The organism is Acinetobacter sp. CE-15, from assembly GCF_051059255.1.
GTDB classification, from domain to species: Bacteria; Pseudomonadota; Gammaproteobacteria; order Pseudomonadales; family Moraxellaceae; genus Acinetobacter; species Acinetobacter guillouiae.
Map to the genome: position 1 here is coordinate 4,263,124 of NZ_CP192737.1, position 17,445 is coordinate 4,280,568.

At 38.6% G+C, this 17,445-nt stretch carries 19 protein-coding genes; 6 read left to right on the forward strand and 13 right to left on the reverse strand.

The window, feature by feature from the left end:
• Positions 1-5: 5 nt before the first annotated feature.
• The 3 genes from pilV to ispH all read right to left on the reverse strand — a co-directional run bounded on the left by pilV (position 6) and on the right by ispH (position 2,125).
• Positions 6-527: a type IV pilus modification protein PilV gene (gene pilV / locus ACQ7EO_RS19590; protein WP_034617453.1), complete on the reverse strand. Its 522-nt coding sequence runs from the start codon at positions 525-527 to the stop codon at positions 6-8.
• Complete coding sequence (locus tag ACQ7EO_RS19595) at positions 524-1,033, reverse strand: pilus assembly FimT family protein (RefSeq protein ID WP_434278457.1); 510 nt, start codon at positions 1,031-1,033, stop codon at positions 524-526. Before ACQ7EO_RS19595 ends, pilV begins: the two co-directional genes overlap by 4 nt.
• 141 nt (positions 1,034-1,174) lie before the next feature.
• Entirely contained in the window at positions 1,175-2,125 is a 951-nt protein-coding gene (gene ispH, locus ACQ7EO_RS19600; protein ID WP_096732771.1) for a 4-hydroxy-3-methylbut-2-enyl diphosphate reductase, read from the reverse strand.
• Positions 2,126-2,259: 134 nt separating this feature from the next.
• Between ispH and gmk the strand changes: the two genes are divergently transcribed.
• The 6 genes from gmk to bfr all read left to right on the forward strand — a co-directional run bounded on the left by gmk (position 2,260) and on the right by bfr (position 7,250).
• The gene (gene gmk, locus ACQ7EO_RS19605; RefSeq protein ID WP_034617459.1) at positions 2,260-2,880 is read left to right on the forward strand and encodes a guanylate kinase; all 621 of its coding nucleotides are present in this window, start codon (positions 2,260-2,262) and stop codon (positions 2,878-2,880) included.
• 121 nt (positions 2,881-3,001) lie between these two features.
• A complete protein-coding gene (gene rpoZ / locus ACQ7EO_RS19610) occupies positions 3,002-3,283 on the forward strand; it encodes a DNA-directed RNA polymerase subunit omega (protein ID WP_004718302.1) in 282 nt (93 codons plus the stop codon).
• A 212-nt stretch (positions 3,284-3,495) separates the two neighbouring features.
• Complete coding sequence (locus tag ACQ7EO_RS19615; RefSeq protein ID WP_004718304.1) at positions 3,496-5,607, forward strand: RelA/SpoT family protein; 2,112 nt, start codon at positions 3,496-3,498, stop codon at positions 5,605-5,607.
• A 93-nt stretch (positions 5,608-5,700) separates the two neighbouring features.
• Positions 5,701-6,084 (forward strand): RidA family protein, encoded by a 384-nt coding sequence (locus ACQ7EO_RS19620; RefSeq protein ID WP_004718306.1) that lies wholly within the window; start codon positions 5,701-5,703, stop codon positions 6,082-6,084.
• A 187-nt stretch (positions 6,085-6,271) separates the two neighbouring features.
• The gene (locus tag ACQ7EO_RS19625) at positions 6,272-6,466 is read left to right on the forward strand and encodes a bacterioferritin-associated ferredoxin (protein ID WP_004718308.1); all 195 of its coding nucleotides are present in this window, start codon (positions 6,272-6,274) and stop codon (positions 6,464-6,466) included.
• Between the two features lie 319 nt (positions 6,467-6,785).
• Positions 6,786-7,250 (forward strand): heteropolymeric bacterioferritin subunit Bfr, encoded by a 465-nt coding sequence (gene bfr / locus ACQ7EO_RS19630; protein ID WP_434278460.1) that lies wholly within the window; start codon positions 6,786-6,788, stop codon positions 7,248-7,250.
• 113 nt (positions 7,251-7,363) lie between these two features.
• Here bfr and ACQ7EO_RS19635 read toward each other — a convergent pair whose 3' ends face one another.
• From ACQ7EO_RS19635 to infB, 10 genes are all read right to left on the reverse strand, one after another.
• Positions 7,364-9,013 (reverse strand): O-antigen ligase family protein, encoded by a 1,650-nt coding sequence (locus tag ACQ7EO_RS19635; RefSeq protein WP_434278461.1) that lies wholly within the window; start codon positions 9,011-9,013, stop codon positions 7,364-7,366.
• Positions 9,014-9,073: 60 nt separating this feature from the next.
• Positions 9,074-9,793, reverse strand: a complete 720-nt coding sequence (tfpZ, locus tag ACQ7EO_RS19640) for a TfpX/TfpZ family type IV pilin accessory protein (protein ID WP_434278462.1) — start codon at positions 9,791-9,793, stop codon at positions 9,074-9,076.
• A 43-nt stretch (positions 9,794-9,836) separates the two neighbouring features.
• Positions 9,837-10,181 (reverse strand): prepilin-type N-terminal cleavage/methylation domain-containing protein, encoded by a 345-nt coding sequence (locus tag ACQ7EO_RS19645; protein ID WP_434278464.1) that lies wholly within the window; start codon positions 10,179-10,181, stop codon positions 9,837-9,839.
• A gap of 157 nt (positions 10,182-10,338) precedes the next feature.
• Entirely contained in the window at positions 10,339-10,740 is a 402-nt protein-coding gene (locus ACQ7EO_RS19650; RefSeq protein WP_434278466.1) for a pilin, read from the reverse strand.
• Positions 10,741-10,940: 200 nt separating this feature from the next.
• Positions 10,941-11,507 (reverse strand): TPM domain-containing protein, encoded by a 567-nt coding sequence (locus ACQ7EO_RS19655; RefSeq protein ID WP_434278468.1) that lies wholly within the window; start codon positions 11,505-11,507, stop codon positions 10,941-10,943.
• Positions 11,501-12,619, reverse strand: coding sequence for a TPM domain-containing protein (locus ACQ7EO_RS19660; RefSeq protein ID WP_434278470.1), 1,119 nt, complete (start codon positions 12,617-12,619; stop codon positions 11,501-11,503). Before ACQ7EO_RS19660 ends, ACQ7EO_RS19655 begins: the two co-directional genes overlap by 7 nt.
• A gap of 82 nt (positions 12,620-12,701) precedes the next feature.
• A complete protein-coding gene (locus ACQ7EO_RS19665; RefSeq protein ID WP_004718326.1) occupies positions 12,702-13,292 on the reverse strand; it encodes a LemA family protein in 591 nt (196 codons plus the stop codon).
• Positions 13,293-13,392: 100 nt separating this feature from the next.
• Complete coding sequence (locus ACQ7EO_RS19670; protein WP_434278472.1) at positions 13,393-14,217, reverse strand: tetratricopeptide repeat protein; 825 nt, start codon at positions 14,215-14,217, stop codon at positions 13,393-13,395.
• A gap of 117 nt (positions 14,218-14,334) precedes the next feature.
• Entirely contained in the window at positions 14,335-14,730 is a 396-nt protein-coding gene (locus ACQ7EO_RS19675; RefSeq protein WP_004718330.1) for a ribosome-binding factor A, read from the reverse strand.
• Positions 14,730-17,438: a translation initiation factor IF-2 gene (infB, locus tag ACQ7EO_RS19680; RefSeq protein WP_004718332.1), complete on the reverse strand. Its 2,709-nt coding sequence runs from the start codon at positions 17,436-17,438 to the stop codon at positions 14,730-14,732. The genes ACQ7EO_RS19675 and infB overlap by 1 nt, the downstream gene beginning before the upstream one ends.
• Positions 17,439-17,445: the final 7 nt, after the last annotated feature.

Below are 17,445 nucleotides of genomic sequence, written 5' to 3' on the forward strand. Positions count from 1 at the left end.
TCTCATTAATATGCCTCCATCATTAGGCATTTTGCAGTAAACACATACGTTCCTGTGCTACTCATACAAGCACTATAATCACTTGCTTTTAACTTCGATGCAGTTTCATCCCAAGCAGCGAATAAGCATTGCCTTTTAATTGTACTGCCTACACCTGGGCAATCTGTCATTGTAATACTAATCCCGATTCTTGATGCTGCATCGGCAGCCAAATATGAATCATAATCAGCCATTTCTGCTGGTGTACATGTGGCATTAAAACATTTTTTTTTCGGAGACTTTTCTCCCACACCAATATACCCTTTTACAGCAGCAGGATAACTAGATTGACCATTAGGATTGGCCCGAATACTTTCTGTTAAGCCTCTCAGAATTAGTGTTGCTTGAGATCTTGTAAGTGCTTCACTAGTCGCATCTACAGCCCTTAACTGTAAAGCAGTAAATCCCAAAACCCCGATCGCAAGCAAAACCAGGGCAACTAAAACTTCAACGAGCCCCACACCCAATTGATTCTTCTTATTCTTCATGAGCATGCTCCATTCTTTTCAGAGGATACAATTCCGATAACGGACACTGTTATTTCGGTGAGTTCCTTATTACCGCATATTGTTATTTTTCTTGCCTTTAGGTTGGTACTTGGCACATTATCAAGTGATGACCCAATAGCACTAAAAACAACATATAAGTCACCACCAACACTAACAGCCTTGTCAATATTGGCTAAAATGACACGTTTTGCATCAATGAAATTTGAAACATTGGCTGTACTAACTCCTGCTTTGGTTAAACAGAGTGTCTTTGTTATTTCCTGATTCGAGCCATCTTTATTCGGGCAAACGATCACAGACATTTTCATTGATGATGCACGACTCTTCCCTTCTTTTAGTGCTGTCATTAACTCTTCATTGCTTTTATTCGCCTGATAGGTTGCTAAGAGCTTTGAAAAAGAAGGCGCTGCAATCGACGCAACAATCGCCAAAACAGCAATCGTCACCATCAACTCAATTAAGGTGAATCCTCGATTTTTTTGCATTGCTCCCCCCATTGCAACAAAACGCTACCCTATTAAAAATCATAACTTAAATACTTACAAAACCAATACAAGTTGGATAAAAGGCATAAAAAAGCAGATAACTGAAATCTCAGCTATCTGCTTAAAAAATAAAGTTTAAATTTAAGCTTGCGTTACATGAATCCGTAGCTCTTTTGGTAAACTAAATGTGATGTTTTCCTCACGACCATTTAACTCTTGTGGCGCTGTCGCACCCCAGTCCTGTAACCGTTGAATTACTTGTTTAATTAAAATCTCAGGTGCAGATGCCCCTGCTGTAACGCCGATCTTATGATTGACGTTAAACCACTCCTGCTTTAATTCATCTGCGTTATCGATCAGATAGGCATGTTTCCCCATCCGTTCAGCCAGCTCACGTAAACGATTTGAATTCGATGAGTTTGGAGAGCCAACCACCAACACCACATCACACTGTGTTGCTAAATCACGTACAGCATCTTGGCGGTTTTGCGTGGCGTAACAAATATCATCTTTACGAGGCCCTTGAATTTGAGGGAATTTATTTCGTAAAGCATCAATCACTTTGGCCGTATCATCTATAGATAAAGTTGTTTGGGTCACAAATGCTATTTTTTCAGGATGATGTACTGTTAATGAAGCGACATCTTCTTCATCTTCAACCAGATAAATTTCACCACCATTCTTTTTATCATATTGCCCCATGGTCCCTTCAACTTCCGGGTGACCTTCATGACCAATCAAAATTGCTTCGGTTCCCTCACGTGCATATTTCGTGACCTCAATATGTACTTTAGTGACCAATGGACAAGTTGCATCAAATACTTTTAGACCACGACGTTCAGCTTCTTGTTGAACCGCCTTTGAAACGCCATGTGCGCTAAAAATAACAATATTATCGTCAGGCACTTCATCTAACTCATCCACAAAAATTGCGCCGCGCTGACGTAAATCGTCAACCACAAATTTGTTATGAACCACTTCATGACGGACATAAATAGGTGGATTAAAACATTCAAGTGCACGATTGACGATGGCAATTGCACGATCTACACCTGCACAAAATCCACGCGGATTAGCCAATACAATTTCCATAAAACCCTCAATGCTCACTTCAATGGTTGGATATATTTTATCGATTAAACACAAACAATGTGTAAAAACAGTTTTGTTTGTCTTCGCTCTACTCTAAAATAGAGAAGATATTTTATCATATCAGGAAAAATATCATGTCGGGTCTATTGTTTGTCGTTTCTGCGGCATCAGGAACAGGCAAAACATCTCTCGTTAAAGCGCTACTTGAGCGTGTGAGCAATTTACACGTTTCAGTTTCACATACGACTCGTGGTCAGCGACCTGGCGAACTCGACGGTGTTCATTATCATTTTACCTCTAAAGAAAACTTTCTCGATCAAGTCAATCAAGGCGGTTTTATTGAGTATGCAGAAGTTTTTGGTAATTATTATGGTACTGCGCAAGCAACTGTAAAAGACCAATTGGCGAAAGGCCATGATGTGCTACTTGAGATCGATTGGCAAGGTGCTGAGCAAGTTCGTAAACTTTTTCCTGAATCTAAACAAATTTTCATTCTTCCTCCAACGCAGTTTGATTTACGTCAGCGCCTTTCAAATCGCGGTACTGACTCTGTTGAAGTTATTGAACATCGTTTAAGTTGTGCGGTGGAAGACATGCAACAATATGTCAACTTTGAATACATCATCATCAATGATGATTTCAATAAAGCGTTACATGATTTAGAATCTGTTATTAATGCCAATCGCTTAAAAATAGATCAACAGGCAAATCGTCATCAGGCTTTAATTACCAAACTGATTACACCACAATCTTAGATCTAAACAATTATGATCTAAATGCTTTTTAAATAAGCTTCGATTAAAACTTGAGTCTATGATGAAAGCATTTTATACTGCACAGTCTATTTAAAAAATTTGTATTCAAACGAGAATTCTTATGGCACGCGTAACCGTTGAAGATTGTTTAGACCATGTAGACAACCGCTTTGAGCTTGTACTAGTGGCAAGCAAACGCGCGCGTCAATTGGCACGTCAAGGCATTGAACCAACTGTTGAGTGGGACAATGACAAGCCGACTGTTGTTGCATTACGTGAAATTGCGATTGGTCATGTGACTAAAGATATCTTGAAGCAACGTGATCAAGATTACCAAACGTCTAGTCTTGACCTTGCTTTATCAGCAAACAATCTTAATCTTGAAGGTTTTTCTTTTCAGTAAGCTAAGTCTTTGAAAAAAGCCTAGTTTTTCAACTAGGCTTTTTTATTTCAATTATTTTGCAAAAAGTTTTGCCAATCAATCGACAAAATTCAAAATATTTGTTAAAAAAAATAGATATATTTGATGTCTAGAAATTGACAAGCGGCTCAATATGCTTTTCATTAAAGCATTAGGAAAAATATTTCAAATTTGTAATTTAAGATAGGTGTTCTATGCCAGGCCAACAGGTCAGCCAATCCAAGCAACAGTTGAATGTAATTATCGACGCGTACTTAAAACCAAGTGATGTCGAGCGAGTACTTGTGGCTTGTGATTATGCTGATATTGCGCATGATGGTATTACACGTAAAAGTGGTGAACCCTATATTTTACATCCGATTGCGGTGAGTTGTATCTTGGCACATATGCGTATGGATGCCGAAACGCTCATGGCAGCCTTATTGCACGATGTGATTGAAGATACAGATTTTACCAAAGAAGATATCACTGAAAAATTTGGTAAAACCGTGGCTGAATTGGTCGATGGGGTCACCAAACTCAGCCACTCCAGCGATAAAGAATATAATAAAGCTGCGTCTTTCCGTAAAATTCTTCAAGCCACCTTACAAGACCCGCGTGTCATTATTATCAAACTCGCCGATCGTTATCATAATATGACGACTCTGGGGGCTCTACGGCCAGATAAACGTGCACGCATCGCACAAGAAACTTTTGATATCTTTGTTCCTATGGCACGGCTTGTCGGTATGAACGAGATGGCAGATAACTTAGAACATCTGTGCTATCAAAACCTAGATCTCGATATGTACAATGATGTACAAGAGAATTTACTCAAAACCAAACCAGAACGCTGTAAATACCAATCGGTTTGGGAACAAAATTTAGCTGAGTTACTGAATAACTATAATATTCAAGGGCGTATCAAAAAGAAAAACAACAATATCGAACTCTTACGGCACTTTGTAAAAAATGAAATCGACTTACAGGAACTCACCCATAGCCATGCTTTTGAAATCGTTTTACAAAGCATTGCCGATTGTGACCGTTTGGTCGATGCCTTACGTGAGAATTTTCAAGTCATCGACTATGAAGACCATATCCGTCGCCCATTACCAGGCGGAAATCAGTCTTTAATGATCAAACTCAAAGGTGAACGTACCACCTTGTCCTTAACCATTCAAACAGAGCTGATGCGTAAAGCTGCGCGCTTTGGTGTGGTTCTCGGTGAAAATGCACCACAAGCTTGTCGCTCTGCGATTCAAGCATCGATGAAGAATTTAGATCTTCTTGTCGGTGGCGAGTGTGCAAAAACCACATTTAGCGATCTACTTGATTATTTACATCAAGAGAAGATCTGGGTCTACACTCCACATGGACAGCTACATGAATTACCACAAGGTGCTACAGCAGTAGATTTTGCGTATTCTGCGAGTTTATTTTTAGGCAACCATGCGGTGGGTGCTAAAATTAATGGTGAAATTAAACCACTTTCAACACCTTTAGTCAGTGGTCAGGTGGTTGAAGTCATTACCGATGTATTGGCAACACCAAACCCAGACTGGTTAAGTTTTATTAATACCCAAAAAGCGCGCCGTGCGATTCAAAATATCTTGCGAGATCAAGATCCAGATGAACAACGCCTAGTGGGGCAACAAGCGCTCAATCGTGCTTTAAAACTGTTTAATCGCTCGACCAAAGACTTATCCGAAGCGGATTGGAAAGATCTATTAGAGTGGCGTCATGTGCCCGATAAAGACACTTTATTTGAGCAAATTGCAGTGGGAGACCTACTACCACAACTGGTCGCTAACCATTTATTTGCCCAATCTAAAGCCACTGAAGAACATGCTTCAAATCGTCTCATCCAAGGTACAGATGGTGTCGATGTAAAATATGCACACTGTTGTAACCCAGTCTTGGGAGATCCTATTCAAGGACATTTATCCCGTCGTGGATTAATTGTGCATCGTGCACGCTGTCATAACTTATTGCATGAACAACATTTACATCCTGAAAATATCATGTCCTTACAATGGACATCGGAAGAAGAAGACGATGTGAACTTTAATGCTTATTTGAGTATTGATCTTATTTTAACCGATGAGCAAATTTCAGAATTGATTTACTTATGTCGTAAAGCAAAAACTGGGGTTGAATCAGTACGCTCTCATGAAGATAAAACCTATGTGAATATCGTGGTGAATAATCGTAAACAAATTGCGCAAATCATTCGTGAATTACGTATGCAATTTGGTTTTCCTCGTATTAGTCGAATGTCTATGCCAGTTTCAATTAATGAGACGCTAAAAGCAAAAGCGTGCTAAATTAAGACCTGTAATGTTTATCGATACTCTTCGATGCACTTTGCATGCCATTCATGCTTTATGATGAAATGATTTGAAATCAAGGAGAAATCAATGTCCCGCCAAGTGATCCATACTGAAAATGCCCCTGCTGCAATTGGTACTTATTCACAAGCCATTTTAGTAGACAACACATTATATCTTTCAGGGCAAATTGGCTTAGATCCATATAGCATGGAATTGGTTGAAGGCATTGAAGCACAAATTCGACGTGTTTTTGATAATTTAAAAGCAGTCTGTGAAGCAGCAGGCGGTTCTTTGGCAGATATTGCAAAGCTCAATATTTTTCTTACCGATTTATCGAACTTTCAATTGGTCAACCAGATCATGGGCGAATACTTTGCTCAACCTTATCCTGCACGTGCAGCATTAGGTGTTGCCTCTTTACCTAAAAATGCATTGGTTGAAATGGATGGTATTGTGATTATTCCTCAATAATAGTAGCCCAAACTAATTATTTGATTTTAAATAATTTAAAAAATAGAATTAAATACTACCGATCAGGTGGTATTTTTTTATTCAAAAAGCCAATAAAGATTAATGAGATTTCAAATGAATTTCATTGACAAATGATAACAATTATCAATAATATTAGATATCGCATTTAACCTTAGGGTTGAGTTTCATGTACGTTTGTTTATGTCGTGGTATTACAGATCAAGATATCAAAGATGCAATGGCAAATGGTGCAGAGAGCTACCGTGAAGTACGTGAATTATTAGACTTAGGCACGTGCTGTGGTCGCTGTGCTCCTGAAGCAAAAAGCATTATCAATGAAGAGCTCTCGCTGATTGCAGCACGTATTTCTGTTGCCGCGTAGTTTTGATTTAAAAATTCAAACATAAAAATAAGTTCAGATTTATAACGACAATAAATAAGTTTTTTAATGATCCCCAGATCATTCTCCTCCCCCGCTTCGACTCAAAGCGGGTTCGTTTTTTTTCAATCACTCTCTTTTAGCCAAAACGACATCCCTATTGTTTTTGATTGCGATTTTCATTTGCCGTTCCATAAACTACTCGTAACCCTGCAAAAAGTTGATTAATATAGAGCCATATCAAATTACCTTAATCATTAAATTTCAATGACTCAGTTTAAATTCACGTTAAGGTAAAAAATTAGAATGGAGTTTTAACCATATGCAAGGCAATCGAGACGTAATTAATCAGCTCAATCAAGTGCTTTATCATCATTTGACTGCGATTAACCAATACTTTTTACACTCGCGTATGTTTAATGATTGGGGAATCGAGAAACTTGGTTCGGCTGAATACAAAGAATCTATTCGCCAAATGAAGCATGCGGATAAGATCATTGAACGTATTCTTTTCTTGGAAGGTTTACCGAACCTTCAACATTTAGGCAAGCTATACATTGGTCAACATACAGTTGAAGTTTTAAACTGTGATGTCCGTAAAGTAAAAGAAAACATTGATGCATTAAAAACAGCAGTTGCACTCGCTGAAAGCAACTTAGATTATGTGACTCGTGATCTTGTTCAAGAAATTCTTGAGAAAGAAGAAGAGTTTTGGGATTGGACAACCACCCAATTGGATCTAAGTGAAAGTATCGGTATCGAAAATTATATTCAAAGCCAACTATAATTTTTTAAATATCGCAAAAAAATCCCCCAACTGATTGGGGGATTTTTTATTTTATTTCGAAATGTGGTGATGCAAAATTTACAATCATCAAAATTCACTTTTATGAAATGGTATTATTTCCCTGCAACAGATACAGGTAATAGATCCTGATATGATTTCTCTTGCCCATGCAGTGTCTTAAGAATCCATAATTGATGTTCAGCCTCAACTTTTTTACCATTAAAAGCCAAAACCTGTGCATATTTCTGAATATCATAGGCAGAAGCTAAGTTCGCTACCATACGTCCCATATATTGCAACTGCTGATCTGACATTTTGCTATATGGATTTAGACCAATCCACCAGACACGTTCTTTAAATTGTGTCAGTAACAAAATATCCTGATTCATCACTGCTTGCTGTGATGCACTTAACGGTGTTTTCTTATTTACGAATATGCTTTGTTGGCGATATAAAATATAGTCTCGATAAATCCCCCCCACCAAGACCAAACCAATCACAATAATACTGACCGTAACCGAAGACTTTAAGTTCACTGTAGGCAAACGAGGATACTGAGCTTGGATGATCCCCAATAAGAAACCTAAAGGGAGCAAGAAATATGCATAATGAATTGGGTATTCCAATAGAGCATGAATCAAAATGGCACAGACCATTAATCCTGCTGCAATTGAAACCGCATCTTTGATGCCTTTATTTAGCCAATACAACCAAAATGCCATATAAACAATAATCAATCCACCAATCGGGATACCATTCCAAATCAGTAAATCCAAAATCACGTTATGTGCCGTTTTATACCATTCATGTGATGGATATAAATCAAAAGCGGCGATTTGCGCCATCCCCGTTTGGTTCCAACCATAAGCAAACCATGGCTTTTCTGAAATCGCGACTAAGGCTTGATTCCACATATCTAACCGTAGATAGCCTGATGTTGCTCGTTCGACCACTGAATCTGCTTGTGCTACGTCTTGAGTTGATACAGATGCAATCCACTGATTCAGCATTGGCAAGCATGTAATCAATGCAATAAACACACCACACCATACGAGCAATTTGATAAACCCAAAGCGCTTAGTTTGACCGAATTGCTTGATCGTCAAATAAATCAATGTAAACAGACATACTACCCAAGCAGTCCGTGATTGAGTCAGCGCAATGGTCAATAGAAAAATAAATGTTGATGGTCCGAGTATGTAATTTGGCAGTATTTTCTTTTCATAAAAGTATAAACATGCAAATACCCCCATACAGATAAACGTCGCCAGATTATTCGGCTGGGCAAAGTTTGCATAGGGACGATTGCCATTTAGCAAATTAACCAATGGTCTAAAATATTCGTTTACGCCTAACCACTGGGTCATTGCAATAAAACTTGAAAGCATCGCCCCCGTAAAAACCACAAGGCTAAATACTTTAAAGACTTGTTCTCTTTGACCTTTTTCACCTACTGCCAAGTTATAACCAACAACCAGCATCAACCAAAACATCGCAATATAGGCTGTACAGAGCAATGCATTACTTAAATACAAAATCTCACCAAAGCCCCATTGAATCAATGGAATTGCCAATACAGGCAATATAAGCACTTGCGGTTTTGGAATTTTTAAATCTTTGTGAATAAAAGCACTGAGTAGGATTAGGGCTGAAAGAAAAGTAAGTGCTTCACTACCAAAGGTTGTCCAAGGCATTTTATGAATAGGTAAAAGCCAAGCGAGTAAAAGCAACAGTGCTGAGAGAATATAAGGGATGGCTTTCATAGGAAAAGTGAAAAGAAAAACTGAGCCTATTATAAGCTCAGTTTTAAAAAATCTAAGTATTTATTTCCAAGGTCTTAAATCCACAATCTTAACGACCTCACCTTTTTCTTTATTGATCAGTACAACCATGTCTTTTACTGGTGCTGAAAGTCCAGCCCAAGCATTCGCTTGTGGATACTTTTGTATCACATCACGAATCTGCTTATTATTATTATATTTTTCAAGTAAAGAGATTGGAAATGAAACTGACTGCATTTGTGATTTAGCATTCGAGATATTGGTAAAGTACATGGGATGATCCATTGCAATCGTCCCATTTGGTGGAGGATTGTCACGAAACAATTTAGATGAAATATCCAAATTAACAAACTGCGGTTTTAACCACGAGGTGTTTTGAAATTCTGTTTTTGCCAGATCTATTCTACTTGTATCTATATCGCTCTTTTTAAGTACATGAAAAACTATTGAATCATAAATAATCCAGACAGGGCGACCTTGAGCAATGATATTAAACCCATAACCAAAAGCCATAATCTGTATTAAAATTATTACTGTTAAATCAAACTTTAAGCTTTTTTTCCCTTCCTTATAAATTATAAGTCCCAATAAAGGACCAATCATTACATCAATAAAAATCAACATTAAAAATAAATGCCCTACCCCCAAAGCTTCCGCTAGCGGTGCAGGATACCAAATAAAAAAAACCAACCAGATTGAAATCAAAGCAATCAATACTGAAATTAGCAAATGACTTGAAAAGAATTTTAACCGTTTTGACATTATAATTTATATACTCTGAAAGTTTTGATCATCTTTCCAGATCTTAATGAATCAATTGACAAGGAGAACCAGCAGGCAAATCACACTCTATTTGTTCATTGACTGGTGCCTTTGTAGTTGCCTTAATTTTTTTTATTGTTGCAACAGTCCAACCAGAAGCGTCAGTGATCGCTCCACAAGCACTGATATTCGGTGCTACAGGAGAAGTCTGTTCGGGGCTATATAAAGCATAGACAACCGAATTACTATATGCCTTAACCTCATACATACAAGCCTTAATATTAGCTTTATACATATATTGATTATATAGCGGTATAGCAATAATCAACAAAAGTCCCAATATTGCGACAACAATCATAATTTCCATCAAAGTAAAGCCTTTTTGCATTATCCACAATCCTTACATGCCTGATAAAAAGAAGCTCGTTCTTTACTTTTATAAAAGTAAATATAATTACTTATAGAAAATTTAATATAAACAATAAAAAATGCATCATATTTGATGCACTTTTTAAAATTTTTCACAATACTAATACTTAATCGTATTAAGGACCCTTGGCTAAAAGATTACAAGTTCCTGTTGCAGTAGAACACTCTGCAACCTGCACATCTCCTGACGCACCACGTACTAATGGATCAAATTTTAATGCTGCTGTTTTTGTACTATCAATTTTTGCGGCTGCTGTAAGAGCTGTAATTGAAGTACCAGTATTACTACCATCTTTATCACAAGCAGCAGGTTTATAGGTATTTACCAATGCTCCATTAGATGCCATTTCCGCAATCGCAGCATTTACTGCAGATTTTGCTTCACCTAAACATGCATTATTTGAAGACTTCTGCACATAAGTTTGATAAGCAGGAAGCGCAATCGCAGCAAGAATACCAATGATTGCAACAACGATCATTAATTCGATAAGAGTAAAACCCTTTTGAACTGATTTCATAACATTTCTCCAATGTTTTAAAAATTTTTATAGCTTTTAGAGCAATTTATATGGCTGTTTTTTTGTGGAAAAAATCAACAACCAATCGAGACTCTTTGATTTTAGAGAGAATGTAACGCTTTACAAGTTTTTTTTTGCTGCTTATATTTTTACGTAATTATACGTAAAAAAGTGACATTTATTGTCACCAAAAAACCAAATCAATTCACAATGATTGGATTATTAGTTAACTCATTAACATTATCAGCCTGACGATATTGGTTGCCATAAAATAAATTCAAAATTTGACCAATTTCTAAGACACCATTGGTGACCGCAGTTCGATAATTTTTGTTTTTTAACTCTAAAATCATCACATCACAAATCTGCTGCCATATTTGTTGCGTTGTCGCTTGATAAATACCACGATCGATCACAATTTCAACTGTCTTTTCACACAAGTTTAAATACAGTAAAACACCACTATTATACTCAGTATCCCAAACACCCAATTCAGCAAATAACTGCTGCGCTCTTAAACGTGTATTTTGATGATAGGCCTGATGACTTGGAATATGCCCCTCAATCACCACTTGTATTTCACCGACATGACCTTCTTCGGCTTGCGTCACAGTTTGTGCAATGACTTGTTGATCTTGCTTTGAAAAATAACGTTTCGATGCAGGCATATATAAAACGTGTTTTAACCAACGCTTAAAGCTAGGTTGTACGTGTTCCTGTAACTTCGGTTCAGTCACAATTGCTGTTGTATCTGTTTTTGTTACCATGAGCCTGATGCTCCTCCACCGCCGAAACCGCCACCGCCGCCGCTATAGCCCCCACCACCACCGAAACCTCCCCCTCCACTGCTTCCACCACGCCCACCACCAGATAAAAACATTTGGAAAATGAGTTGAGCCAGTGAGGTAATCAACAAAAAGAATATACCAAAACCCAAAACCAGACTCATCACAATCCCTGAACCATAAATAAGACCTGCAGCGGTTGCGGTCACACCCGCAACTGCTGCACTTAAACGATTACCGACAATAAATGATGCAAAGATACCAATCACCAAAATCACCATCGCAGTGGTTAAGGTACGATCCTTGGCTTCTTGTTCTTGCAGTGCTTGAGTTTGTCGCGCTTTTAGCTCATCTGCGGCTTGTTTGGCAATTTCAGGGTCAAGATTTAAAATACGCTCAATCTCATTGACACCTGCCTGTAAACCTTGAGCATATTGCCCCTGTTTAAAATCAGGGGTAATTTGATTGCGTATAATTCGACTGACCATAATGTCAGGAAGTACACCTTCTAAACCATAACCTGTTGCAATATGAATTTTTTGATCATTAACTGCGACTGCAATCAATAAACCATTGTCTTGTTTTGCTGAACCTAACTTCCATTGCTCAGCAACACGCATTGCGAAATCAAAAATACCTTCTTGCCCCGTGGTTGGGACAATAATAATACCGATTTGCGCTTTGCCTTGGCGGTATATATCACGAATTTGTTGTTCTAAATTTTGCTTTTCAGCTGCAGATAAAACCTTAGCTTGATCAACGACAGGCTGATTCAGTGTGGGAATATTTCGAGTAGTTTCACCCTCTGCCATATCATTGGCAACTGGGGGTACGTTTTGTACGGGACTTTGAGGGACTTGTTGTGTAGTTGGTGTTTGTTTTTGAGTATCTGATGGTTTTGAACCAATCACATTGGGTAAATTGGCATTGGGTACCACTTTGCCCAAAACAATCGCATCTTGTGCCTCTTGCTCATCTGTGGCTGTCGCAGTTTCAGCCCAGACACTTGATTGAACAGAAAGCATCAGTCCAAAAAATACAAATAATATTGTACTCATGTTTTTCATTACTGATTTTTCTTGCCATTCAATCATAGGTCACCTTTTATTTAACAATGAATATTCTTAGCCTATCTTTTTCAGCATGCTTTAAAGACAGTGAAATGAAATCACATCATTAATTAAAATTAACTGTTGGTGCTTTAGATGCACCCGCTTCAGCACTAAAGTTTGGTTTGGCTTTCATACCAATCACTTTAGCGGTCATTGCTTGAGGGAATTGACGCACATAAGTATTGTAGTCTTGGACAGATTCTACATAACGTGTACGTGCAGTACTGATGCGGTTTTCCGTACCTTCTAGTTGAACCTGTAGATCACGGAATTGTTCATTGGCTTTTAAATCTGGATAATTTTCTGTCACCGCTAACAGTCGCGATAATGCGCCCGTCATTTGTGATTGTGCTTCTTGGTATTTTTTAAACAGTTCAGGATCGTTCAATACTTCTTTATCTACTTTTAAACCTGCAACATTGGCACGCGCCTCAGTCACTTCAGTTAAAACTTTTTCTTCATGCGTTGCATAACCTTTGACGACATTGACCAGGTTAGGCACTAAATCTGCTCGACGTTGATATTGGTTTTCAACTTCTGACCATGCCGCATTTACTGACTCATCTTTGGCTTGCAAAGTGTTATAGCCACAACCTGAAAAAGCCAAAGTACTTGCCAATGTAAGTGCAACTAAACCTTTTTTCATTGAATTCATTGCCAATTCCTCAGAGATATTTATTTGTATTTGTTGATATCTCTGCATTCTATACAGTTTAAGGCAAAGTTTTGTTTAATTTCTGCTACCTAGCCAATGATCAAACAATTAAATTTTTGAATGTTTGATAGATATTGACAAAAAATGCCTTAAAGCGAAACCATTTTGAATGTTGAAAATAATCTAAACGTGTCTCAATTAATTTCGGATTGTGATAGCCAATATCTTGAGCGCGCCGATACAGTAGATCTACCGTATCATCCACCAAGTTATAATTCAGCATTTCAATATTGGCCATATTAAAAATAATTTGCGCACTGATTGGATCACGCTTTGTAAACCTTAGACGTTGATCCATCTGAGTTTGACTATGTAATAGGATTTGGTCTAAATCGTAATGTTTATGCTGAAATTGTACAGTTTTAACTTTTGCCTTTGGTTCGACTGCTTGACCAAAATCCAATCCTAAAACATCGTGATGTTGAATCCATGTTGCATCTTTTTGTTGTTGGATTTTCGCATCTAAAATTTTAACATGAATCCATTCACTGCCCTGATGAATATTTAGATCACGTTGAATCCCTTGCTCAATCCAATACTTGGCTTTTTCAGACTGCCCAGCCAGTTCATATGCTGTTCCTAGATTCGCAGCAGTTTTTGCTAGATTTGGGTGTGATTTTTCAATGTGTTGAAATATTTTTATCGCTTGATCAAATTGATGTGCATAAATCAGCAAGACACCGTAATCATTTAAATCCTCAACAGATTTGCTCTTAGGAAAATCACCTTGCGCCAATTGCTTTTGAGCCGTTTGCTGAGTTAATCCGCCAGAACTTAACTCAAGAGCATAATTATTGATACAAGCATGGGATATAACAGAAATCACGGACAGCCCAACCACAGGGATATAAAATTTTAGCTTCATCTTGTTATTCTCATTTAAATTATTTAAAAAAATTTAACTTATAATTTAATCATACTTTAAAAATATAAAAAAGACATAAAAAAGCCACCCTAAGGTGGCTTCTTATTTCAATTACTTTTACTCTTCGTCTTTTTGCTCAGGTAAATCTTTCACTGCTTCTGCGATTAAACCAAACATATAGTTACCATAGGCATTGGTTTTATCATAATGAAAGCGCAAACGCGGTGTTACACGAGTTTTAATACGACGACCTAATTCGTGGCGTAAAAACCCAGATGCTTTATTTAAAACATCTAAAGTTTCTTTATTCGCCGCTTCACTTTGCTCATCGCCAAGTTCACGTCCCATCACGGTAACATAAACTTCCGCATAACCTAAATCTGGACTGACTTTCACTGCAGAGATGGTCACTAGACCACCTAAGCGTGGATCTTTCAGCTCTTGGCGAATCAGTTCTGACAACTCACGTTGTACTGTATCTGCCATACGCTTAAGACGTTGACTACCCGCCATTAAAGACTCCGTTTAATCAACTGAACATCATACACTTCGATTTTATCAAGTGCTTTGATGTCTTTATAACCTTTCACTGCAAGACCACATTCCATACCAGCGCGAACTTCTTCAACCACTTCTTTATAGCGACGAAGAGATTCAAGCTCGCCTTGGAATACCACAACATCGTCACGTAGTACACGGATTGGTTTATTACGATGTAATACACCTTCGAGTACCATACAACCCGCAGCAGCACCAAACTTACTTGAATGGAATACTTCACGAACTTCTGCAACACCCAGAATTGTTTCACGGTGTTCAGGTGCAAGTTTTCCGCTCATTGCTGCTTTCACATCATCAATAAGTTGATAGATGATTGAGTAGTAACGAATGTCGATACCATCTGCATCTGCTTTTTGACGCGCGGTATTGTCTGCACGTACGTTAAAGCCAAGAAGTACCGCTTCTGAAGATTCAGCAAGGGTCACATCTGACTCAGTGATTGCACCCACGCCTGAACCAATGACGCGTACTTTAACTTCATCAGTTGCAAGATCAGCAAGTGCAACATGTAGCGCTTCCAAGGTACCACGTACATCAGTTTTAAGAACAACATTTACAATCGGCACATCTTTCTTGCCCATTGATGCCATGATGTTCTCAAGACGCATTGCGCTTTGACGTTCAAGACGTTTTTGACGCTCACGATCCATACGCGCATCGGCAACTTCACGTGCTTTTTTCTCGTCATTAACAACAAGAACTTCATCACCTGCCATTGGCGCTTCTGGAAGACCTAAAATTTCAACTGGAATTGAAGGACCTGCAGATTGAATACGTTGACCATTCTCATCCGTCATCGCACGAACACGTCCGTAAGATGCACCAGCAAGAACCAAGTCACCTACTTTCAATGTACCGTTTTGAACCAGAATAGACGTTACCGCACCACGGCTATTGTCTACACGTGCTTCAATTACAACACCTTGAGCAGCACCTTCTTCAGATGCTTTCAATTCTAACATTTCAGCTTGAATTGAAATCAAATCTAGAAGTTCGTCGATACCTTGACCAGAATGTGCTGAAACCATTGCAACCGGTACATCACCACCCCATTGTTCAGGCACGATTTCTTTGGTTGTCAATTCATTCAATACGCGATCTGGATCAGCTGATTCTTTATCCATTTTATTGATTGCAACAATAATTGGAGTACCCGCAGCACGCGCATGGTCAATTGCTTCCGCAGTTTGTGGCATTACACCATCATCCGCTGCAACAACAAGTACCACAATATCAGTCGCTTTGGCACCACGTGAACGCATTGCAGTAAATGCAGCATGTCCAGGCGTATCAAGGAAAGTAATAATTCCTTTATCCGTTTTAACGTGATAAGCACCAATATGCTGTGTAATTCCGCCTGCTTCGCCTTGAGCAACTTTGGCACGACGAATACGATCAAGCAACGAAGTCTTACCATGGTCAACGTGACCCATGATCGTTACAACTGGCGCACGTGTTGTTTGTGCACCACGCGCTTCTTCAGCCGCTTCAAGTAGGTTATCTTCAGCTTGTGTATCAGATACACGTACTGGATTGTGACCCATTTCTTCAACAATCAATGCTGCAATTTCTTGCTCAATGGCTTGGTTCTGAGTAACAAGCTCACCCATTTTCATAAGTGATTTAATCACTTCACGAACTTTAACTGCCATTTTTGCTGCAAGATCTGCAACAACAATGGTTTCACCAATTTCAACGTCATAAACTTGCTTTTTAACTGGTTTTTCAAAACCATGTTTATTGGCTTGGCTGGTTTTTAAGCCACGTTTATGCGGGTTATGGCTGAAAGATTGCTCTTCCTGACCACGACGACCACCTTTTTTAGGAGAACGCGTATTTGCAGTATTGGTACCACGTTTGATTTCACGGTCTTCTTTCGCAAATGAATCTTCATATGCTTGACCAACCAAACCAGCAGCCAACGGCGAATCATCAACTACACGAATCGTTGTCGTTGTTTCATCAGAAGAATACTTAGACGCCATTTGACGCATTTGCTCAAGGGTACGTTGTTGAGCTTCTTCTGCTGACTTACGACGAGCTGCTTCTTCAGTCGCTTTCAGTTGTGCTGCTTGAGCTTCACGGGCACGTTTCTGCTCAGGAGTTTCAATGGTTTTTACGGTTGCTTTGGTAATCGGCTTATTGGTCGATTTACGCTTTACAACAACAGCTGCTTTTGGTGTTTCTTTTGCAGCTGTTTGCTGTTTTGCAGCAGCACGCATTTTTTCTAAATTTGCTTTCGCTGAACTTTCAGTTTTTTCAACTCCACTCACTACAGTATTTTGCTGTACTTTTTGAGTTGATGTCACTTGAGCATTTGCTTGAGCTTTCGCCAAAGCTTCCGCTTTAATTTGTTCAGGGTCTGGCTTAGTAAACGTATGTTTCTTACGAACTTCTACGTTAATTGTCTTCGCTTTACCTGAAGTACTCGCAACTTTAGCTGTACTTGTCGTTTTACGTTTCAACGTGATTTGTCCTGCTTGTCCCGTATCTTGACCATGCGCTTTTTTCAAATGGTTCACGAGAACATCTTGCTGTTCAGTAGAAATTTTATCTTCAGCCTGTTTTTGTGGCAATCCAGCTTCACGCACCTGATCAAGGAGCTTTGCAACAGGAAGTCCGACGCTGACCGCTAACTCTTGAATTGACTTATCCGTCATGTATTAC